The organism is Shimia sp. SK013 (assembly GCF_001292625.1).
Classification (GTDB): Bacteria; Pseudomonadota; Alphaproteobacteria; order Rhodobacterales; family Rhodobacteraceae; genus Shimia.
The window spans coordinates 387,243-406,733 of record NZ_LAJH01000009.1 but is presented as its reverse complement, the minus strand read 5'-3'; the positions used below and the strand labels follow the sequence as shown (position 1 = coordinate 406,733).

Annotated in this window: 19 protein-coding genes; 13 read left to right on the top strand and 6 right to left on the bottom strand. The window is 56.5% G+C overall.

Features of this window, described 5'->3' with window-relative positions; translation table 11 throughout:
* Positions 1 to 82: 82 nt before the first annotated feature.
* Together SHIM_RS04490 and SHIM_RS04485 are read left to right on the top strand one after the other, a co-directional pair.
* The gene (locus SHIM_RS04490) at positions 83 to 1,168 is read left to right on the top strand and encodes a PA0069 family radical SAM protein (RefSeq protein ID WP_054001406.1); all 1,086 of its coding nucleotides are present in this window, start codon (positions 83 to 85) and stop codon (positions 1,166 to 1,168) included.
* A 102-nt stretch (positions 1,169 to 1,270) separates the two neighbouring features.
* On the top strand, positions 1,271 to 1,663 hold the full coding sequence (locus tag SHIM_RS04485; RefSeq protein ID WP_054001405.1) for a thermonuclease family protein: 393 nt from the start codon (positions 1,271 to 1,273) through the stop codon (positions 1,661 to 1,663).
* Positions 1,664 to 1,848: 185 nt separating this feature from the next.
* On the opposite strand, the gene SHIM_RS04480 is transcribed toward SHIM_RS04485, so the two are convergent.
* The 4 genes from SHIM_RS04480 to SHIM_RS04465 all read right to left on the bottom strand — a co-directional run bounded on the left by SHIM_RS04480 (position 1,849) and on the right by SHIM_RS04465 (position 6,868).
* Positions 1,849 to 3,027, bottom strand: a complete 1,179-nt coding sequence (locus SHIM_RS04480; protein ID WP_054001404.1) for an adenylate/guanylate cyclase domain-containing protein — start codon at positions 3,025 to 3,027, stop codon at positions 1,849 to 1,851.
* A 258-nt stretch (positions 3,028 to 3,285) separates the two neighbouring features.
* Positions 3,286 to 4,305 (bottom strand): betaine--homocysteine S-methyltransferase, encoded by a 1,020-nt coding sequence (bmt, locus tag SHIM_RS04475; protein ID WP_054001403.1) that lies wholly within the window; start codon positions 4,303 to 4,305, stop codon positions 3,286 to 3,288.
* A 109-nt stretch (positions 4,306 to 4,414) separates the two neighbouring features.
* Positions 4,415 to 6,331 carry a phosphatidylglycerol lysyltransferase domain-containing protein gene (locus tag SHIM_RS04470; protein ID WP_054001402.1) on the bottom strand — a complete coding sequence of 639 codons (1,917 nt, stop codon included), beginning with the start codon at positions 6,329 to 6,331 and terminating at the stop codon, positions 4,415 to 4,417.
* A gap of 192 nt (positions 6,332 to 6,523) precedes the next feature.
* Positions 6,524 to 6,868, bottom strand: coding sequence for a DUF1476 domain-containing protein (locus SHIM_RS04465; RefSeq protein ID WP_241488791.1), 345 nt, complete (start codon positions 6,866 to 6,868; stop codon positions 6,524 to 6,526).
* Positions 6,869 to 6,991: 123 nt separating this feature from the next.
* Between SHIM_RS04465 and purC the strand changes: the two genes are divergently transcribed.
* From purC to SHIM_RS04430, 7 genes are all read left to right on the top strand, one after another.
* Positions 6,992 to 7,747 (top strand): phosphoribosylaminoimidazolesuccinocarboxamide synthase, encoded by a 756-nt coding sequence (gene purC / locus SHIM_RS04460; RefSeq protein ID WP_054001401.1) that lies wholly within the window; start codon positions 6,992 to 6,994, stop codon positions 7,745 to 7,747.
* A 90-nt stretch (positions 7,748 to 7,837) separates the two neighbouring features.
* Positions 7,838 to 8,068: a phosphoribosylformylglycinamidine synthase subunit PurS gene (gene purS, locus SHIM_RS04455; RefSeq protein WP_054001400.1), complete on the top strand. Its 231-nt coding sequence runs from the start codon at positions 7,838 to 7,840 to the stop codon at positions 8,066 to 8,068.
* The gene (gene purQ, locus SHIM_RS04450) at positions 8,068 to 8,736 is read left to right on the top strand and encodes a phosphoribosylformylglycinamidine synthase subunit PurQ (protein ID WP_054001399.1); all 669 of its coding nucleotides are present in this window, start codon (positions 8,068 to 8,070) and stop codon (positions 8,734 to 8,736) included. Before purS ends, purQ begins: the two co-directional genes overlap by 1 nt.
* Before the next feature lie 36 nt (positions 8,737 to 8,772).
* Positions 8,773 to 10,536 (top strand): sensor histidine kinase, encoded by a 1,764-nt coding sequence (locus SHIM_RS04445; RefSeq protein ID WP_054001398.1) that lies wholly within the window; start codon positions 8,773 to 8,775, stop codon positions 10,534 to 10,536.
* A 6-nt stretch (positions 10,537 to 10,542) separates the two neighbouring features.
* Positions 10,543 to 11,877, top strand: a complete 1,335-nt coding sequence (locus SHIM_RS04440) for a sigma-54-dependent transcriptional regulator (protein ID WP_054001397.1) — start codon at positions 10,543 to 10,545, stop codon at positions 11,875 to 11,877.
* A gap of 116 nt (positions 11,878 to 11,993) precedes the next feature.
* Positions 11,994 to 12,683: a hypothetical protein gene (locus SHIM_RS04435; RefSeq protein ID WP_054001396.1), complete on the top strand. Its 690-nt coding sequence runs from the start codon at positions 11,994 to 11,996 to the stop codon at positions 12,681 to 12,683.
* Between the two features lie 55 nt (positions 12,684 to 12,738).
* Positions 12,739 to 13,425, top strand: a complete 687-nt coding sequence (locus SHIM_RS04430) for an HAD family hydrolase (RefSeq protein ID WP_054001395.1) — start codon at positions 12,739 to 12,741, stop codon at positions 13,423 to 13,425.
* Positions 13,426 to 13,528: 103 nt separating this feature from the next.
* On the opposite strand, the gene SHIM_RS04425 is transcribed toward SHIM_RS04430, so the two are convergent.
* Complete coding sequence (locus SHIM_RS04425) at positions 13,529 to 13,918, bottom strand: MerR family transcriptional regulator (protein WP_054001394.1); 390 nt, start codon at positions 13,916 to 13,918, stop codon at positions 13,529 to 13,531.
* Between the two features lie 56 nt (positions 13,919 to 13,974).
* On the opposite strand from SHIM_RS04425, the gene SHIM_RS20505 reads away from it, so the two are divergent.
* The 3 genes from SHIM_RS20505 (at position 13,975) to SHIM_RS04415 (ending at position 18,310) form a co-directional block, all read left to right on the top strand.
* A complete protein-coding gene (locus SHIM_RS20505; RefSeq protein ID WP_152926447.1) occupies positions 13,975 to 14,355 on the top strand; it encodes a hypothetical protein in 381 nt (126 codons plus the stop codon).
* A gap of 51 nt (positions 14,356 to 14,406) precedes the next feature.
* Positions 14,407 to 14,631 (top strand): GDCCVxC domain-containing (seleno)protein, encoded by a 225-nt coding sequence (locus SHIM_RS20500; protein ID WP_082358278.1) that lies wholly within the window; start codon positions 14,407 to 14,409, stop codon positions 14,629 to 14,631.
* 556 nt (positions 14,632 to 15,187) lie between these two features.
* Positions 15,188 to 18,310: an Rne/Rng family ribonuclease gene (locus SHIM_RS04415; protein ID WP_054001974.1), complete on the top strand. Its 3,123-nt coding sequence runs from the start codon at positions 15,188 to 15,190 to the stop codon at positions 18,308 to 18,310.
* A 65-nt stretch (positions 18,311 to 18,375) separates the two neighbouring features.
* Here SHIM_RS04415 and SHIM_RS04410 read toward each other — a convergent pair whose 3' ends face one another.
* A complete protein-coding gene (locus SHIM_RS04410; protein ID WP_054001392.1) occupies positions 18,376 to 18,597 on the bottom strand; it encodes a sulfurtransferase TusA family protein in 222 nt (73 codons plus the stop codon).
* Positions 18,598 to 18,689: 92 nt separating this feature from the next.
* Here SHIM_RS04410 and SHIM_RS04405 point away from each other — a divergent pair, with 92 nt between their 5' ends.
* On the top strand, positions 18,690 to 19,442 hold the full coding sequence (locus SHIM_RS04405; RefSeq protein WP_054001391.1) for a cytochrome c biogenesis CcdA family protein: 753 nt from the start codon (positions 18,690 to 18,692) through the stop codon (positions 19,440 to 19,442).
* Positions 19,443 to 19,491 lie beyond the last annotated feature (49 nt).

Below are 19,491 nucleotides of genomic sequence, written 5' to 3'. Positions count from 1 at the left end.
GAAATCCCCCAAAGCGCTGAAAAATTTTCATGGTTATCATGGGGTCGTTGCATGTGTTCCCTATTTGTTCTATTTGTGAGGCATGTCTGGTGATTTGTCTTTGAAAGTTGAGGCCGAGCGTCGCCGCGGGCGTGGTGCGGTCAGCAATGCGTCCGGCCGGTTTGAGCCTGTACGCGAAGAGATTCAGGACGGGTGGGAGATTGAGGAGGCACGCAACGCTTTTCGCACCTTTGTCGAAGAAGAACGGCCAAGAAGCGTGATCAGCCGCAACACCTCGCCGGATCTGAATTTTGATCGCTCGATCAACCCGTACCGCGGCTGTGAGCATGGCTGTATTTACTGTTTTGCGCGGCCAACGCATGCCTATCTGGGATATTCACCAGGGTTGGATTTTGAAACCCGTTTGGTGGCACGACCCAAGGCGGCGGAAGTTCTGGATCAGGAGCTGCGGCGCAAAGCTTATAGTGTTGCGCCTATGGCCATCGGGACCAACACGGACCCGTATCAGCCGATTGAGCGACAGTATCGTGTGATGCGGCGGGTGCTAAAGGTGCTGCGCGATTTTCGCCATCCGGTGGCAATTGTCACCAAAGGCACGTTGATTGAGCGTGACATTGATATCCTGAGCGAGATGGCGCGCGACGGGTTGGTGCATGTCGGGCTGTCAATTACCACGCTGGACAATGAGACGTCACGCAAGATGGAACCGCGCGTTCCGCGCCCGGCGCGACGGTTGGAGACGATGCGGCGCCTTGCGGCTGCGGGGATACCGGTACGGGTCATGATTGCGCCGGTTGTGCCCGCGCTGACGGATCACGAATTGGAGGGCATTTTGGAGGCCTCTCGCGAGGCCGGAGCCACGGCAGCGAGTTGGATCATGTTGCGGCTTCCGCGTGAGGTGTCGCCGCTGTTTCGGGAATGGCTGGAAGAGCATTATCCGGACCGCGCATCACGGGTGATGGCGCGGGTGCAAGAGATGCACGGCGGGCAGGATTATGACGCGCAATGGGGCAAGCGCATGCGCGGTGAAGGCTTTTACGCGGAGATCATTGCGCAACGCTTTGAGGTGGCGCGCAAACGGTTTGGGCTGGCAAAGGTGCTGCCCGATCTGCGCACAGACCTGTTTGAGGCGCCTCTGGCGCAGGGCGATCAATTGGCGTTGTTTTGAAGCCTGAAGTAACAGCCAAGCCAAAGTTTTGAACAGTTTTCTGTTGGTCCGAACGATCGTTCTGTGTAGGGGGGAGCCACCACTCAGAACGTAAGAAGACCAATGAAAAAACTGATACTGGCCATCATCATGATGATGGCGACACCGCTCGCGGCGGATGTCCATGTGCGCGATGCGGACACGATTGTTGTAGACGGCACACCGGTGCGGTTTCAGGGCGTCGATGCGCCAGAGTTGAAAACCCGGGCGGGTCAGGATGCCAAGCGTTGGATGGTGAATTATCTGCGCGGTCAGAAGGTGAACTGTGATTTGACGGGAGAGCGGTCTTATGACCGCTACATCGGGGTTTGCTATGTCAAAGGACAGGACATCGGCGCGGCTGTGATCGCGGCAGGGCATGCGCTCGATTGTCGGCGTTACTCTGGCGGACGGTATCGGCACTTGGAGCAGCCTTCGGCCAAGAGCCGCATCAAACGGGCAGGATATTGTTCCTGAGAGGTGTTCTGGATTTTAGGGGACATTGCCGCAAAAAGAACGTTGATTGAGCGCGCGCTCATTGAGGTGTCTAAATTACGTGGGCCGCGAAAAGTTGCGGTGAGGCCATAAGTTACGCGGCCTCTCGGCGCTCTGACGGTAGGCTCTGCGTTTGGTGTCCATCACCCAGAACTGAGTATCTTTCGTTAGGTGTCTGAAGCCGGGTCGGAGAGATGAAAAAGGTCGATTGCGTCTGCGAGCCCGCGCACCTCGTGCGACCCGCACCCTGTAAACAGCTCGGGAGTTGCCTCGGCAACTGATCTGGTTGCCAACACCCGTTGCCCTATGAGTTTTGTCAAACCTTCGATCCTGCTGGCGACATTGACCGCTCTGCCAAGTACAGTGAAGTCCAGTCTTCCAGGGCTCCCGATATTTCCATAACTGACCTGCCCTGCATTTATGCCAATGCCAATGTCGAGAGGCGGCATTTTTGTCTTTGCGCGCTGTTTATTGAGCGCAGCCAATCCAGTGAGGACTCCTTTTGCTGCGCGTGTCGCCTGCTGGCACTGATGGGACCGATCTGCGGGCGACCGAATTGGAAAGATAGACAGGATGCCGTCGCCGATAAACTTTAAGACGTCTCCGTCCATTTCTTCTACTGACTGCACGACAACGTCAAAATAGCCTTCCAAAGCGTCAAATACGTCGGTCTCGTTCGAGCTGTCGGAAAGCGCCGTGAAACCGCGTAAATCAGAGAACATGACAACCGCTTCCAGAGTTGTACGTTCCCCGCGTTGAATGGCCCCGCTCCAAACCGCCTCGCTTGGGCCGTCGCCAAGGTAAGTGCGGAGCAAGCTTTTTGAAGATTTTCGCATGGTCACCGGTTCCAGCGCCGAAGCGAGTCCGGGTTTGGCGGCCTCGATCATCTCTAGGTGTTTGGGCGAAAAACCATTTGGAGATTGGGTCGCGAAGGTACAGCCGTGTTGTGATTCATCGCCATAGGTTAGCAACGTGGCGTAATAGTCCGTGCCACCTGCTTGGGCGAATTCCAGATAAGAGACGTGGTCTTTTTCTGGATCAAGGTCACGTAAACTTTTGTGCAAGGGGCGCTGGTTCTCCAGAATATATTCGAAAGCGCTTCCCAAATAGCCGTCGGTCAACATGCGCGCATGCGTGACATCGTATGTTTCCGTTGCTTCAGGCGTCCAGACAACCCCCCAGGCAATAAGGAGCGGATTGGCAAAGCGTTGCCCGATATTCACCCGCCAAAGCGGGACACCTGCGTCGATCAACGTCGCGCATAAATGCGAAACGACCTTGGTCGGGTCGTTCGAGACACGGCCCTCTGTTATCATCCAGCGGTTGAGATCATCGATTGCATCCATAGACCCAGACTAGTCACTCAAATTGGAAACTACAAAGGTCGCGGGACAGGCGGGGTATGGTGGGAGGCTCGCAAGCTGATGTGCGTTTGGTTTTTTAGGAGCAGCCGGTCATCCATCAACAGATTACGATCGCTTTGTCCTGCTTGGCGGACACTCAAGGTCCGCCCATGCTGTGCCGAGTTTCCACAATTTGTCGTCGGCTGAAATCGGCTGCGCCCGAACGGTCTCAGCAGCTCGGGCGCAGTGTTTCTGAGTCGGTCAGGTCGCCCGACGACGTCCGCGACGCTCGCGCTTGGGGGCGCCAGCGTCATCGCCAGTGCCATCGGTCGCTGAGGAGAAGCCGCCAAGTTTTTCGGCGATCTGCTCGAGCGTCGGGCGCTCGCCGCGCGGGCGGGTTTCCAGCGCCTTGCGCATGGCGTTCAGGTGTTCGGGCATGGTGCCACAACATCCGCCGATGATAGTTGCGCCGCAGTCCCGCGCCATGACAGCATAGTCTCCCATAAGTTCGGGCGTGCCGTCATAGTGGATGTGACCGTCGTGATACTTTGGGATGCCGGCGTTGCCTTTGGCCACGATCAGCTTTTCGGTGCCCTGAGCCGAGAACCCAAGAACAGTGCGAAGAAGGTCTGATGAGCCGGTGCCGCAGTTGGCGCCAAAGCCAAGCGGGGCATTGGGGATGTCGTCGACCATTTTCACCATGTCGGCGGAGGTCACGCCCATCATGGTGCGCCCTGCAGTGTCAAAGGACATGGTGCCCACCCAAGGCATGTCGGCCAGCGCGAAAGCTTCGGCGGCGGCTTTGTATTCTTCGGGGGCGGAGATGGTTTCCAGCCACAATACGTCGGCGCCGCCTTCTTTGAGGCCTTCGGCTTGTTCGTGGAAGATTTCGACCGCATCTGCGTGGCTGAGCGTGCCGACTGGTTGCATGATGTCGCCGGTGGGGCCGACAGAACCTGCGACAACAACTGTGCGACCTGAGGCATCCGCGACGTCGCGGCCCAGCTCTGCGGAGATGCGCGAGAGTTCACGGGCGCGGTGGGCGGCATCGTGCAGCTTCAGGCGGGAGGCGTTGCCGCCGAAAGAGTTGGTCAGGAAAATGTCTGAGCCGTTGTCGACCGCAAAGCTGTAGAGCTTTTTGATGCGGTCGGGGTGCTCTTCGTTCCAGAGTTCCGGCGCGTCGCCCGAGCTGAGGCCCATGTTAAAAAGGTTGGTGCCGGTGGCGCCATCCGCCATAAGCCAGTCACGGGTTTCCAGAAGTTTGGAAAGAGCATTTGTCATTGGAGTCTCCGTGGAAAATCACAAGGGCCGAGCAAGCCTTGGGGGTGTTGAGTTGGCCGTCATGTGCCACGCGCGCGTGCGGGATACAAATGCATATTACACATGACGATTATGAGGCCAGTGACAGAGTGTCAGAGTTGGCATTGGGCACGGGCGCGTCACTTTGTGTGCTGCTGATCGGGGTGGCTGGTGCGCTGCGCAGGTTGACGGCGCGGATCACATCAATGGCGGCGAATGTCAGTTGGGAGGCCGATGGGGCCGCCATAAACAGCGGCTGCCAACTTGGGGCGAAAGAGGATTTGAACTGGCGCAGGCCCGATCCGCCGCCATAGGCATAGAACTGCGCGCGCAAGAAGCGCTCGATACGGGGTTTACCGGTGGGCATTGCAGGCGCGGCAGCGAGTGACAGGCGCGGCACGGCTGTTTTGGCCGCGCTTTCGATGGCGGTTTGCACCAGCAGATGCATGGTGCCGTCTGGCGCATCCGGAAGAACACGCATCAGATCCAGACACCATTCATGCGCGGTGGCGTGAAAGCTGACGAAGCCCTGCAGAATGCCGTCGCGGTAAGCAAGAAACACTTTTTGGCGGTGGATATAGCCTTCCTCAAAGCGGCCCATCGTAACACCGCGGGGCACGCCGTGTTGGTCTTCCCAAAGGGCAGAAACGCGGGCCATGTCTTGGAGCGGCAGATCGACGGTCTTGTCGCAAACCCGCACATCAGCCTTTTGCGCCTGACGCAATTTGCGGCGCAGCTGCCGGCGTGTTGGACCGTCTGTTGTGTGGCTTGAAGGCGTGAGGACGGCCTCGTCCGAGATATGCGCAACCGACCAGCCGGATTTGCGCGCATAAACGGCCTGACGGGCGCCGATCTTGTATTTGCAAGCGATGCGGTTTTGATCGCGGGCCGCTTTTCGCAGGACTGGCATCATGGCGCCAGGGTTGCCTTCGACCGGGTCAAACAAAGCCAACAAGGTCTGGCCAGTGCGGACTGTGCCACAAGAGCCTGTGGCGTAGGTCAGGATGGCGCCACCGTTTTGGCGGATGACGCCCAATTCGGCGCGCGACGCGGAAGATGGCGTGGACGCTTCAAACGGCACAAAAGTGTGGTTAGAACGACTGTGTTCGGTCCGCATTGGTTGCCAAACGCGGTGAAGTAACACGGCGGCGGCCAACAGCGCAGGCAGCGCATAATAGACCGCGCGGAAGGCCAAAACCGCGCAAAGTAATCCAGTCTCGGGATGCTGTGGCAGCAGCGCAATTAGCGTGAGTTCAAACGGGCCAACGCCACCGGGAGATCCGGAGAAAATGGCGGCGCCCAGAGCAATTAGAAAAACCGGTATCAGCGTGGCGAAGGGAAGGGCTGTTTCCGGTGGCAGCAACATCCAAAAGGCCAACGCGGCGAATCCCGTGTCCAGAATACACAGTGCCAGAAGCGTGCGCAGGGCCGACAAGGTTGGCAAGCTGAGCTTGCGGTTTTTGCTATTGAGGACGGGAAAGAAAAAGGCAATCAGGCAGACCACAGCGGCGGCGATCAAAATCACCAGTGGTAGAAAAGGTGGCACATGTGGTGTCGGCAACGCCAACGCGGCCAGTGAGATGGTGACTGCGAGTGTGCCCAAAAAAGTCACAGTGACAAAACCTGTCACCTTGGCTGCGTCTTTGGCAGATGTGTCGGGGTGCATGCGCCAGCGCACAAAGCCGCCGACAATTGCCCCAGCGCCGGTGGTCTGTCCAATTGCGATGGCCGTAGCGCCTTCTAGCATGGCCTCACGCTGTGGGTGGCGCATCTGGAAGTGACGGCGCGCGATGACATCATAGCGTGAAATGGCGAGAAAGCTTAGCAGAGTGGCTAAAAGTGCCACCATCCAATTGCCAACCGGAACCGACAGCACAGCAGCCCAAACTGCGGCGAGATCGAAGGTGCCAAGCCGCGACGACAGCATCCAAAGACAGGCGCCACCAAGCAGCACAGGCAAGGCATGGCGCGACAGAACACGCAAAAGTTTAGGACGGGCAGGGATCATGCTAACTCGAAACCGACAGGTGCCAATTGCACCTAAGCCAGAGTTACTCCGGCAGATGTTTCTGCAGGATTAACATGAGAGCCCCAAAAGGGAATTGTCGAAGCGACGCCAAAGACCGAGCGGTCACATTTGGCGTTCTAGGAAAAAACGCGCAGGCCGGAGCCTGCGCGCTAGATTTCGAATGCCGCCGGATCAAAGTTCCTGGAGCATCTGATATTTGGCTTCACCCATCATTTCCACGAGTTTGAGGCGTACGTGGGCCTCTGTGGTCAGGTCGCCAAGATAGCTCATGACTGCTTCAACCACGTCTTCGTCGCCCACTTCCTGAAGATCTTTCTTTACGAGCTCACGGCCGAAGGCGCGGGCTTGTTCAACAGTTTCACCTTTTTTGGCGGACGCCCAAACGGCCATAAACCGGTTGCGGCGCATGCGCGCGATGAATTCTTTTTGTTCATCTCTTGCAAATTTGGCTTCAAATGCGGCTTCGCGTTCATCAAAAGTGCTCATTTGCCCCTGTCCCTCCAGTGGATATTCCATGATTCACTTATGCGATTTGGGAGGTATTTTGGCAAGCATTGGCCCGCCGCTTGCGACAATCTCACCCATAGCTTAAGAGAGCGCCTAAATCCGGGACTCATCCCGCGTGAAAGGAACATCGCCATGGCCCGCGGCAAGAAAATCTATGAAGGCAAAGCCAAGATCCTGTTTGAAGGCCCAGAGCCCGGCACGATTGTGCAATACTTCAAGGACGACGCCACCGCGTTCAATGCCGAAAAACAAGATGTGATTGACGGCAAGGGCGCGTTGAACAACCGCCTGAGCGAGTATTTCATGACCGGGTTGAACCACATTGGCGTGCCGACCCACTTTCTGAAACGTCTGAACATGCGTGAACAGTTGGTGCGCAGCTGCGAGATCATTCCGTTGGAAGTGATTGTGCGCAACTATGCCGCTGGATCGATGTCCAAACGGTTGGGCATTGAAGAAGGCACGCAACTGCCGCGGCCGATTGTGGAATATTGCTACAAAGACGACAGTCTGGGTGACCCGTTGGTTTCTGAAGAGCACATCGCTGCGTTTGGCTGGGCCAGCCAGCAGGATATGGATGATATTCTGGGGCTTGCGCTGCGGGTGAACGATTTCATGAGCGGTGTGATGTATGGCGTCGGGATCAAGCTGGTGGATTTCAAAATTGAGATCGGCCGCGTCTATGAAGGGGATTTCCAGCGATTGGTTGTTGCGGATGAGATCAGCCCGGACAGCTGCCGCTTGTGGGATCTGGAAACTGGTCAGAAGCTGGACAAAGACGTGTTCCGCCGCGATCTGGGCAGTCTGACAGATGCCTATGCCGAAGTCGCACGGCGTCTGGGTGTGATGCCCAAGGGCACCGGCCCAAAGCCGACCTTGGTGAACTGAACAATTGACGCCTGTGCCCAAGATGGGCGCCGGTTTTGAATTATTGGAGCCTGTCACCGCAAACGTGACAACCAACCGGAGAGAGATCAAATGAAAGCCCGTGTGTATGTCATGCTGAAAAACGGTGTTTTGGACCCACAGGGTGAGGCCGTGCGTCACGCGCTTGGAAGCCTTGGCTTTGATGGTGTTGAGGGTGTGCGTCAGGGCAAAGTGATTGAGCTGGATCTGGCAGAAGGGTCCACCGAGGCCACCGTGACCGAGATGTGCGAGAAGCTTCTGGCCAACACGGTGATCGAAAGCTACCGGGTGGAGATGGGCTGATGAAAGCAGCGGTCATTGTTTTTCCGGGTTCCAACTGCGACCGCGATCTTGCGGTGGCCTTTGAGCAAGCTGGCGCAGATGTCACGATGGTTTGGCACAAAGACACGGCGTTGCCGGACGGCATAGACATTGTCGGCGTTCCGGGTGGCTTTAGTTTTGGCGACTATTTGCGCTGCGGCGCGATTGCGGCAAATTCCCCTATTTGTCAGTCTCTTATCGGTCATGCTGAACGTGGCGGCTATGCGTTGGGTGTTTGCAACGGTTTTCAAATCCTGACTGAGACGGGCCTTTTGCCTGGCGCGTTACGTCGCAATGCGGGGCTGAAGTATATCTGCCGCACGGTTGGTCTTAAGGTCACGACCGCGGACACCGCGTTTACGTCAGGCTATGGCGTCGGTGATGTGGTCAACGTGCCGATTGCGCATCATGACGGCAATTATTTTGCGACCGACGAGAAGCTGGCGCAGCTGCGGGACGAAGACCGGATTGCCTTTACCTATGAAGACAACCCGAATGGTTCGGTGGCCGACATAGCCGGTGTCGTGAGCAAGAACCGGCGCGTTCTGGGAATGATGCCGCATCCGGAAAGGGCAGCGGATGATGGCCATGGCGGCACTGACGGTGTGGCGATGTTCCGCGCGTTGATGGACCAGTTCGCCACAGCGTGACTTGAGCACAGCCTGCGCGGCACGTAAGCTGTGCGAATGACAGATGACAAGGCTTACGATCTCATGACCGCCCGGCCATTGTTGGCGACGTGGCTGACACGCGTGGCTTTGTTGCTGATCGTGGCAATTGCCGGTGTGACGATGTATGTCACCAACAGCTTTTTGACGGATCGTTTCACAGAAAATACCCGCAATCGGGCAGAGCTGCGGCTTGCGCTTTACTCGGGCAATCTTGTGAGCGAGTTGCGCCGCAATGCGATTGTGCCGCAGTTACTGGCCAAAGATCCGGCCTTGATTGGCGCGCTTAATTCCAGTGATTTTTCACGATCCACCGCGCGACTGATTTCTTTTGTCGATGAAATCGGTGCTGCATCGCTTTTGTTGCTGGATGAAACCGGCAGGACGGTTGCCGCAACGGACCGCACTCGGCTTGGTGCCAACTACCGCAGTTCAGAATTTTTTGTGAACGCGCAACGCTCCAACGTGACGCTTTTTACGCTGGCGGTCGACGAGGCTGGGGTGCACCGGTTTGTGTATTCCCGCAAGGTCGAAAACCTTGGCGGAACAATCGGCGTGATCGCAGTCGAGGTGGATTTGCGCAAGTTTGAGCGGACCTGGGCGGGAATTTCGGATGCGGTGTTTGTCACGGATAGCGAAGGCACCGTTGTACTGTCCACCGAGCCGCGTTGGCGTGGGTTGACCGAGGTTGAAGCCTTGGAGCGACAACCGGCGCAGGGTGCGATCGAAAGGGCGTTGCAGGTCACCAATGATTGGACCCAAGCGCCGGCGGACGCTTATTTTGCCGGCGAAGCAGTGATGCGGATGAGTTCGCGCATCCCGTTTCGCGGGTGGACGATGACGTCCTACACTACATATGCGAGTGTTCGCGAGAAGGTGAATGCGGTTTTGGCGCTGGAAGTGATGGGATTCGCCATGCTGATCGCATTGGTGTTTTATCTTTCGAGCCGAAAAAGTGCGTTGCGAATGGCGCTTGTTCAGCGGGAGTCGGTGGAACTTCGCGCATTGAACAGCCGCCTTCAGCGGGAAATAGCCGAGCGTGAACGTATGCAGTTGAGCCTGGAAGTGGCCGAACAGAGCCTTGCGCAGAGCTCAAAATTGGCCGCTTTGGGAGAGATGTCGGCAGCTGTCAGCCACGAGCTTAATCAACCGCTGGCGGCCATGCGAACATACCTTGCGGGCGCGCGTTTATTGGTCTCAAGAAACCGCCCCGATGAGGCGCTTTCCTCGTTTCAGCGCATCGATGATCTGATCTCACGCATGGGGGCGATCACTAAGCAGTTGAAGTCATACGCACGCAAGGGTGGGGATGAGTTTCGCCCTGTAAATATGGGTGATTCCGTGTTGTCGGCGTTGTCGATGATGGAACCGCAACTGCGACAACGTAAGGTCAAAATTAGTAAGATTGTACCGGATCAGCCGGTGCGCGTGATGGGGGATCAGGTCCGGATTGAACAGGTGATGATCAACCTGTTGCGCAACGCGTTGGATGCCACCGAAAGTGTGTCGGATCCAGAGATTGAAATCTTGCTTGCCGCAGGGGAAACTGCCACTCTAACCGTGCGGGATAATGGCGCTGGAATCAAAGACCTGGATAACCTTTTTGAGCCATTTTTTACAACCAAAGCACCCGGCGACGGAGTCGGTTTGGGCTTGGCAATTTCGTCAGGGATCATAAGTGACTTGGGCGGGCGGTTAACGGCCAGAAATGGTCAGTCCGTGGGCGCTGTATTTGAAGTGCAGTTGCCAATCTTGAATGAAGATATTGAAGCAGCGGAGTAATTACGCGTGGCACAGGGCATGAAGATCGCCATCGTTGATGACGAACAGGATATGCGCCAGTCGATCAGCCAGTGGCTGGCACTGTCGGGGTATGACACAGAAACATTTGCGAGCGCCGAAGATGCGCTCAAGAAGCTGGGGCCGGATTATCCGGGCATTGTGATCAGCGACATAAAGATGCCGGGTATGGACGGCATGCAGTTTCTTAAGAAGCTTATGGGCAGCGACAGTGCTTTGCCTGTGATTATGATCACCGGACATGGTGACGTGCCGATGGCCGTTGAGGCGATGCGCGTCGGTGCCTTTGATTTTCTGGAAAAGCCGTTTAACCCTGATCAGATGACTGCGCTGGCCAAAAAGGCCACAAATGCGCGTCGCTTGACGATGGATGCGCGGGCATTGCGCCGCGAATTGAGCGATGGCAGCCAGATCATGAACAAACTGATCGGTACGAGCCCGGTCATGGAGCGCCTGAAAGAGGATATTCTGGACCTTGGTCAAGCCGATGGTCACGTGTTGATTGACGGCGAAACAGGCACCGGTAAAACGCTGGTGGCGCATGCTTTGCACGCTGTTGGCAGCCGCGCCGGTAAGAAATTCGTTTTGGTGAGCTGTGCGGCCTTTGAAGAAGATGCTTTGTCCAAGCGGCTTTTTGGTCCGATGAATCCGGAAGACAGCCAATTGCCCGCCGTTGAAGAGGCGCGTGGTGGCACCTTGGTCCTGGAAGACATCGAAAGTCTGAGCGATACAGCCCAAGCCAAGCTTTTGAATGTGATCAACGAGCAGGGCACACCCGCTGAGACCCGAATCATCGCGATCTCAAATATGCAAGAACAGGACCGCACCTGCGAGGATGCGTTGCGGTCTGATCTATTCTACCGACTGGCCGCGCTGCGCATCACGGTGCCACCGCTGCGTCAGCGGGGGGAGGATATTCTGTCGCTGTTTACCCGCCTGTCGGAGCAGTTTTCCGATGAGTATGGCTGTGATGCGCCCAAAGTCAGCGCGCAGGAAGCCGCGCAGCTGTTGCAGGCGCCTTGGCCTGGAAACGTGCGTCAGTTGATCAATCTTGCGGAACGCGCCGTGTTGCAGTCCCGACGCGGCGGTGGAACAATTGCGTCGCTGCTGATGTCGGATCACGATGAGATGCAGCCTGTCATGACCACCGAAGGCAAGCCGCTTAAGGAATATGTCGAAGCGTTCGAACGCATGTTGATTGACAACACCATGCGCCGTCATCGCGGCTCGATCGCTGCAGTGATGGACGAGTTGCGTCTGCCGCGCCGGACACTGAACGAGAAGATGGCCAAATATGGCTTGGCGCGGGCGGACTATTTGTAAGAGTACTCGGCTTTGTGAAGAAACGAATGCCGCAGATCCAGTTGGACCAGCGGCATTTTCCTTGAAACAGGTATCTTAACCCTCCATTGTTTTTCCAAGCTTTGGTGAGGTGAAGAATGTATCGTGTTTTGATGTCTTTGACGGCGGCGATTTCTGTTATTGGCTATGCCGGTTCGGCGACGGCCGATGATGACGAAAAATTGGCAGACGATCCCACCAAAATCATCACAGTTGTCGGGGTAAGCTATTCCGACAAAGTGACGGTGTCAGGGTCGGTCGCGATTGGTCCGGTTTCCAAGATCAATGTCCGCGTGTCGGACACCGGAGAGTGGTCTGTTGGCGGGTCCTATTTGTTCTCGTTTGGCATTGTAAATGTTGCGGCGTCGCAGCGAGAGCTTAATTCCGGTGTCACCCAGACCCAGTATTCCATTGGAAGTTTTGCGCCACTGATCAACCCAAAAGATGACCCGAAAGGATGGCGGGTCTTTGCGGCCTTCGGGGTCAATTGTACTGAAGGCGTGATTGCCAATTCAGCTTTGGATATTGGCGGTCTGGATGGGCTAACGGTCACCAGCCGTGGTGGCTACATTGGGGCAATGGCCCTCAAGCCTTTGTCTGATGCGATCACTTTCAAAGGGGTCGCCATGGTGTCGCGTGGAAGCAATAATTACGAAGGCTACGGAGTCGGGGGAGGTCTGACATTCAATCTGTCGGATCGGGACACAATAAATGTAATGGCGTTTTACTCGGACAACAGTTTCGGTCAGAACGACAGCTTTAATATCGGGTACCGCCGCGAGTTCTAAAGTGTGGCACCACACGCCCAAAGAGGCGTTTTTCATCGGGACATAGATTTAAGTTATGACATTGAATATCGCCGCCGAAGGCTTTTTGTTCGACATGGACGGCCTGCTTTTGGACACGGAACGGCTGTTTCTTCGCGCGTTTCTGACAATGACTACGGATTTGGGCATCGCGGCAGCCAAGGCCGAGGCATTTTTTGTGACGTTGGTGGGGACTTCGAGTGCGGTGACAACATCGCGTTTGTCCGCGTTTTTGCCAGAAGGTGTCGATATTGCTGAATTTGATGCCGAGTGGCGGGATCTGCATCTTCAAAACGTGGCCCAAGGCGTGCCGCTTAAGCCACACGCGCGTGAGATTGTGGATGCAATCAAGGCGCGTGGTTTGCCGGTGGCAGTGGTCACCTCGACGCGCGCACAGCCTGCGCGTCATCATCTGGAGCAGGCCGAGTTGTGGTCGTTGTTTGACGCCGTCATCGCCGGTGATGAGGTCACAGCCAACAAACCCGATCCCGAGCCCTATCTGGCCGGCGCGCGTCGTCTTGGGCTGGCCGCATCGTCTTGCATCGCATTTGAAGACAGCGATCTGGGCACCACTGCGGCTGTGCGGGCAGGGTGCCATACGTTTCAAATTCCGGACCTGCGTTCGGCAGATGTGCCTTTGCCGGATCTGGGACAGACGATCGCCCGCGATCTTGGGCAAGCTGGTGAAGACATTGGTTTACTAGATGGGTGTCTCCGCAAATAGTTTTGGGATGAGAAAACCTGTATTTCGCCCCGGTTAGGACTTCGGTCGGCTTTGCGGGATAAAGCGCTATTTCGCTGCGGCTGCGCCAATGTCGGGTTTCAAACTAACGCGCTCTCAACGCATCCAGCATCGGGCAATCGCTTAGTCCCTTCGTGCAGTTTGCGACCAGCTCAGCCAAAGCACTCTCAAGCTGTTGAAGCTCTGCCAGCTTCGCCTGCACATTGAATAGATGCTTGCGCCCAAGTTGCTCGACCGTCTCACACGCGTCTGATGGGGCATTAGCCAAATGGCGGAGCGCAACGGCGTCGCTTATTGAGAACCCCAAATCACGGCTTCGCTTGATAAACCGGAGTTCAGATATTTCAGCATCTGTATAGGTTCGCCGCCCAGACGCGGTCCTTCCTGCTGTAGATATGATCCCCTCACGCTCATAGTAACGGATTGTCTCTATTGAGACGCCACTAAGGCGGGATGCCTCACCAATTGCAATCATGTGATCGAACTCCACTTGCTTCTGTAGTGGCTACAGGATGCATAACTTCTCGCATGATGTCGAATACTGAAAATCTTGAAGATGATGCCAAAGGGCCGAACAGGCTACTGATTGGCGGCGCTGGCTTCCTTGCTTTGCTAAGCGCATCCTGCTGCGTTTTGCCAATTGGTCTTTCAATCATAGGGTTGGGTGGAACATGGCTTGTCATGCTCGGGCCATTTGTCGAGTATCGGGTCGAGTTACTGGTTGTCGTAGGATTGGTGCTGGCTTGGGGATGGGTTCGCCTTTGGAGGCGTTGGAAATGCGCGAGTCGCAGACGTTCAACCGTTGTCATTCTTGGCTTCACAACGCTGGCCTTTTTTCTTGCCGCCAGTTCCCCCCTCTGGGAAGAAGACGCGGCGCGAGCGATGTTTGCTTTTTTTAGACAAAATCGATGAGGGCCTGATGCCGATAATTTCAGGATTTCTACCACTCATGGGATACACGCAATGGCGACGCAAATAATCAATGTGAACCTTCAATCCACAATCACATGCCCCGAATGCGGTCACGTTGCGGAGGAGACTATGCCGACCGATGCGTGCCAGTGGTTCTATGAATGCAAGTCCTGTCACACGGTTTTGAAACCGCTTGAAGGAGATTGCTGCGTTTATTGTTCTTACGCGACTGTGCCGTGCCCTCCGATACAGGAAGGCAAGTCCTGCTGCGCATAGCTGCCGTTAGGGAGTTCGCAGTAAGTAGTAAAATGGGCTCAAAGTGAATATTCGCTGCGGTCGTTCCAAAGTCCGCTTTCGAGAGTGCTTGGACCGACACGACGTGCGGACATGGCCTAATAGATCGTGGTTTAACAACGCCAGCCTGGCGGTTGGTCGATTCCCCATTGTGTTTTCCACAGGGGTGCCTTTATGTAGAGGAGTCGGATTGCGCACCAGATGCGCTCCGAATGAGTTTCGCTGATCAGTGTGCGTTACGAGCCCTTTAGACCAATATAGCGTCACAGGGCGACCGCCTGATTAGACCGATTGGGTCCGGGAAGCCGGACCAGATAAGACGCCCCTTTTCGGGCTTAGAACAGGCGTTGGCGTGGCACGGCCCGCAACGTCGGAGAAGAAACGCGATGAAGCGCGCGACGATATTTAAAGACCGAGCAGAGGCCGCCCGCGGCCCCCTCGGCCGCGCGCATCCCCTCGCTCAAACAAGACACCCCCGACAATCCCTTAACCTCGGTCCCCCGGGACGCGGGCGATTGCGGCGGTGCGAATGGACAACATGCCAAAGAAAATGCTTATCGATGCCACCCACGCGGAAGAGACCCGCGTTGTTGTGGTTGATGGAAACAAGGTCGAGGAATTTGACTTTGAATCGGAAAACAAACGCCAGCTAGCTGGCAACATATATCTCGCAAAAGTTACACGGGTAGAGCCATCGCTTCAGGCGGCCTTTGTGGACTATGGTGGAAACCGCCACGGTTTTCTTGCGTTCTCGGAAATCCATCCGGATTATTACCAGATCCCAGTTGCGGACCGTGAGGCGCTGCTTGAAGAAGAGCGCGCCTATGCCGAGTCTTTGAAGGCTCGCGACGAGGAAGACGATAAACCAAAGAAAACACGCTCGCGCAGCCGGTCTCGGACGCGCAAGAAAACAGACGAGGCCGCAGTCGCGGACGGGTCTGCAGAGGGTGTGTCTGAGGCTACTGAAACGGATGATGCAGCTGCGGTGCAATCTGAGAGCGGTGCTGATGAAATCTCCGGTATGGAGACCATTGATCTGACATCTGACGCTGAGGAAAACGGCGCGGAAGAGGCCGTGGCCGACGCTGAGGTGGTAGAGGCCCCTGAGGCGGCTGAAGAGGCCCCGGCCGAGATCGCGGAAGCGGATGAAAGCGCAGCAGATGAAAGCGCGCCGGAGCCTGAGGTGGTTGCCGAGGTTGAGGTTTCTGAGGACGCAGCCGCGGCCAAGGATGACGACGCCAAGGGTGACGATGCCAAAGGCGACGAGGACAAAGGTCCTAAGACGATTGCGGCATCAACCGAAGGCGAAGACGCCAAAATCAGTATGGATCCGGAGACCGGAGAGGAAACTGAGGTTGAAGCTGAGGCGCCTGTAAAGGCTGAAGCTGAGGCTGAAGCGCAACCTGCTGATGAGGCCGTGGTTGAGGCGGACGTATCTGAGGAAACTGCAGAGGCGCCAGAAGATGCTGCGCCCGCAGAAGAGACTGCTGAAACGACGGCTGAAGAGACCGCGGACGCGTCTGCCCAGGAAACGTCCACTGAGGAGGCGGATGCCGGCAGCGATGAAAGCAGCGACGAGGAAGACGACGGCAAACGCACACGTAAGCGTCGGTCGCGCAGCCGGTCCAAGCGGTCCAACGCAGCGGAAAAAGACGAAAGCATCGAGTCGGTCGCAGACGACGACGACAGCGAGGACATTCGTCCGCCGCGCAAGCCGCGTGCCCGTCGTTACAAGATCCAAGAAGTTGTCAAAGTGCGCCAGATCATGTTGGTGCAGGTTGTCAAAGAAGAGCGCGGCAACAAAGGCGCTGCCCTGACGACGTACCTGTCGCTGGCGGGTCGCTATTGCGTGCTTATGCCCAACACCGCACGCGGTGGTGGCATTTCACGCAAAATCACCAACGCACCCGACCGTAAGAAACTCAAGGAAATCGCGACCGAGATCGACGTGCCAACCGGCGCCGGTTTGATTGTGCGCACGGCAGGGGCCAAGCGTACCAAATCCGAGATCAAGCGTGATTATGAATACCTGCAACGCATGTGGGAGCAGATCCGTGAGCTGACGCTGAAATCCATTGCGCCTGCAAAAATCTATGAAGAAGGCGACCTGATCAAACGGTCGATTCGTGACTTGTATTCGCGCGAAATCGACGAAGTTCTGGTGGAAGGCGAGCGCGGTTACCGCATCGCCAAGGACTTCATGAAAATGATCATGCCGTCCCACGCAAAGAACGTTAAACAGTATCAAGAAACACTGCCTCTGTTTGCGCGCTATCAGGTGGAAACCTATCTGGGCGGGATGTTCAACCCGACCGTGCAGCTGAAATCCGGTGGCTACATCGTGATCGGTGTGACAGAAGCGCTGGTTGCTATTGACGTGAACTCTGGTCGTGCCACCAAAGAAGGCTCGATTGAGGAAACTGCGACCAAAACCAACCTTGAGGCCGCCGAAGAAGTGGCGCGTCAATTGCGTTTGCGCGATCTCGCCGGTTTGATCGTGATCGACTTTATCGACATGGACGAGCGCAAAAACAACGCCGCCGTTGAGAAACGGATGAAAGACAAGCTCAAGACTGATCGTGCGCGCATCCAAGTGGGCCGTATCTCGGGCTTCGGTCTGATGGAAATGAGCCGTCAGCGTCTGCGTCCCGGCATGATCGAGGCCACCACACAACCGTGTGCGCATTGCCACGGCACAGGTTTGATCCGTTCGGACGACAACCTTGCGCTGTCGATCCTGCGTCAGATCGAAGAGGAAGGCACCCGCGGCCGGTCTCGTGAGGTTCTGGTCAAAGCGCCTGTGTCGATTGCAAACTATCTGATGAATGCCAAGCGCGAACATGTCGCTCAGATTGAGGCCCGGTATGGTCTGTCTGTGCGCATCGAAAGTGATCCGCATCTGATCTCGCCGGACTTCTCGATTGAGAAATTCAAGACAGCGACCCGTGTTGTGGTTGAAGCAATGCCGGTTGTGTCCGTTGACACATCGATCATGGACGAGATCGACAGTGCCGTGGATGTCGTCGAAGGCGAAGCGGTTGAGGTGACCAACGACGAAGCCGCGCCAGAGGCCGGGCCAGAAGCCGGTGACGAAGAGAACAAACCCAAGAAGCGCCGTCGTCGTCGTCGTCGCCGGAAGTCTACAGGCACTGGCGAGAACGGTGAGGCAGGTGACACTGACGCGTCAGCAGCGGATGGTGCTGACAACGCAGACGCCAGTGGTGACGAGACGCCGAGCGACGAGAGTGAAGCTCAGACAACCGAGGATGGCGCAGAGCAATCTGAGGCGGAAGAAAAGCCCAAGAAGACACGCTCGCGCAGTCGTTCCCGTAGCCGGCCACGGTCCAAGAAAGTGACGGATGACACTGTATCTGAGGCGGATCAAACGCCGGCCGAACCTGTGGAAGGTGAAGTTGAGGCTGTTGCTGAGGCACCTGCGGAAGCAAGCGCTGAACCTGCTGCACCCGTGGCTGAAGAGACCGTAGTCACGGAAACCCGTGTCGAGGACGCCCCACAGGCTGAAGACGCAGTTGCAGCTGAGCCGGTTTTGGAAACAGCGACTGCAGAGGTTGAGGTTGTTGCGGCCGTCCAAGAGCCGGTTGCGGTTCCTGAGCCTGCGGCACCGCCGAAGCCCAAGCGTCGGGGCTGGTGGTCGCGCTAAGCGATTATTGATACACTAAAAAACGCCGGGCGATTTGCCCGGCGTTTTTGTTTTGGCGGTCTGTGTCAGCCTTTGACGATGACAAATTCCAGAGTTCCGGAGTTTTCGGTCATGCCTTGCATTTCATGCCCCGCCTCGTTGCAGAAATGCGGCACGTCAACAATGGCGGCGGGATCATCCGCGAGCAGGCGAATTCTTGTGCCACTGGCAAGCGGCATCATGCGCTTACGTAGGCGCAGAACGGGCAGGGGGCACAGCAAGCCGATGGCGTCGATTTCGTGATCCATGTCATTTACTTAGGCGGGCTGCGGATTACTGTCCACAGAGTTGTGACTTTGCTTGGCGTGACGTTGGCAAAGCGATGGGGTAAGGCTGAGACATGTTTGGAATCGACGTCATAGATGCGGGCCTGTTGCCCGCCATGTTGGTCGCGCTGTTTGCTGGCGTGATCTCATTTCTTAGCCCCTGCGTTCTGCCGATTGTGCCGCCATATCTGGCGTATATGAGCGGGGTGAGCGTTAGCGAGTTGCACGAAGAGAAAGCTGCGTCGCGCAAAGCAACGTTGACGGCTTTGTTTTTTGTGCTTGGCCTGTCCACGGTGTTTCTGTTCTTGGGATTCACCGCGTCGGTATTCGGTGCGTTCTTTTTGCAAAACCAACAGGTATTCAACACGGTCGCGGGTCTATTGGTGATGCTTTTTGGGGCGCATTTTGTTGGGGCTATCCGTATCCCGTTTCTGTTGAAGGAGGCCCGCGTCGACGCCGGCGATCGCGGTGGGGATGCGTTTGGTGCTTATCTTTTGGGATTGGCGTTTGCGTTTGGATGGACCCCCTGCATCGGCCCGATCCTGGGCGCGGTGCTGTCGATGGCCGCGAGCGAAGGCAATCTGGCGCGTGGCACAATTCTGTTGGGAGTCTATGCGATTGGCCTTGGCGTGCCTTTCATTCTTGTGGCGGCCTTTATGCACCGCTTGAGCGGGTTTATGACCTGGATGAAGCGCCATATGGAGCAGGTTGAGAAAATTATGGGCCTGCTATTGTGGACCATTGGCCTGTTGATGCTGACCGGTGGCTTCTCCAGTTTTTCATATTGGCTTTTGGAGACCTTTCCGGCGCTGGCAACCGTGGGATAGGGCTTAATTTTGTCGGATTGGCGGGTTAGGGTCTCGCCAAGGAGACAGA

Excerpts from the sequence above, each read along its gene's own strand:
- SHIM_RS04490 (WP_054001406.1), top strand. The coding sequence starts at position 83 with ATGTCTGGTGATTTGTCTTTGAAAGTTGAGGCCGAGCGTCGCCGCGGG.
- SHIM_RS04485 (WP_054001405.1), top strand. The coding sequence starts at position 1,271 with ATGAAAAAACTGATACTGGCCATCATCATGATGATGGCGACACCGCTC.
- SHIM_RS04480 (WP_054001404.1), bottom strand. The coding sequence starts at position 3,027 with ATGGATGCAATCGATGATCTCAACCGCTGGATGATAACAGAGGGCCGT.
- bmt (WP_054001403.1), bottom strand. The coding sequence starts at position 4,305 with ATGACAAATGCTCTTTCCAAACTTCTGGAAACCCGTGACTGGCTTATG.
- SHIM_RS04470 (WP_054001402.1), bottom strand. The coding sequence starts at position 6,331 with ATGATCCCTGCCCGTCCTAAACTTTTGCGTGTTCTGTCGCGCCATGCC.
- SHIM_RS04465 (WP_241488791.1), bottom strand. The coding sequence starts at position 6,868 with ATGGAATATCCACTGGAGGGACAGGGGCAAATGAGCACTTTTGATGAA.
- purC (WP_054001401.1), top strand. The coding sequence starts at position 6,992 with ATGGCCCGCGGCAAGAAAATCTATGAAGGCAAAGCCAAGATCCTGTTT.
- purS (WP_054001400.1), top strand. The coding sequence starts at position 7,838 with ATGAAAGCCCGTGTGTATGTCATGCTGAAAAACGGTGTTTTGGACCCA.
- purQ (WP_054001399.1), top strand. The coding sequence starts at position 8,068 with ATGAAAGCAGCGGTCATTGTTTTTCCGGGTTCCAACTGCGACCGCGAT.
- SHIM_RS04445 (WP_054001398.1), top strand. The coding sequence starts at position 8,773 with ATGACAGATGACAAGGCTTACGATCTCATGACCGCCCGGCCATTGTTG.
- SHIM_RS04435 (WP_054001396.1), top strand. The coding sequence starts at position 11,994 with ATGTATCGTGTTTTGATGTCTTTGACGGCGGCGATTTCTGTTATTGGC.
- SHIM_RS04430 (WP_054001395.1), top strand. The coding sequence starts at position 12,739 with ATGACATTGAATATCGCCGCCGAAGGCTTTTTGTTCGACATGGACGGC.
- SHIM_RS04425 (WP_054001394.1), bottom strand. The coding sequence starts at position 13,918 with ATGATTGCAATTGGTGAGGCATCCCGCCTTAGTGGCGTCTCAATAGAG.
- SHIM_RS20505 (WP_152926447.1), top strand. The coding sequence starts at position 13,975 with ATGTCGAATACTGAAAATCTTGAAGATGATGCCAAAGGGCCGAACAGG.
- SHIM_RS20500 (WP_082358278.1), top strand. The coding sequence starts at position 14,407 with ATGGCGACGCAAATAATCAATGTGAACCTTCAATCCACAATCACATGC.
- SHIM_RS04415 (WP_054001974.1), top strand. The coding sequence starts at position 15,188 with ATGCCAAAGAAAATGCTTATCGATGCCACCCACGCGGAAGAGACCCGC.
- SHIM_RS04410 (WP_054001392.1), bottom strand. The coding sequence starts at position 18,597 with ATGGATCACGAAATCGACGCCATCGGCTTGCTGTGCCCCCTGCCCGTT.
- SHIM_RS04405 (WP_054001391.1), top strand. The coding sequence starts at position 18,690 with ATGTTTGGAATCGACGTCATAGATGCGGGCCTGTTGCCCGCCATGTTG.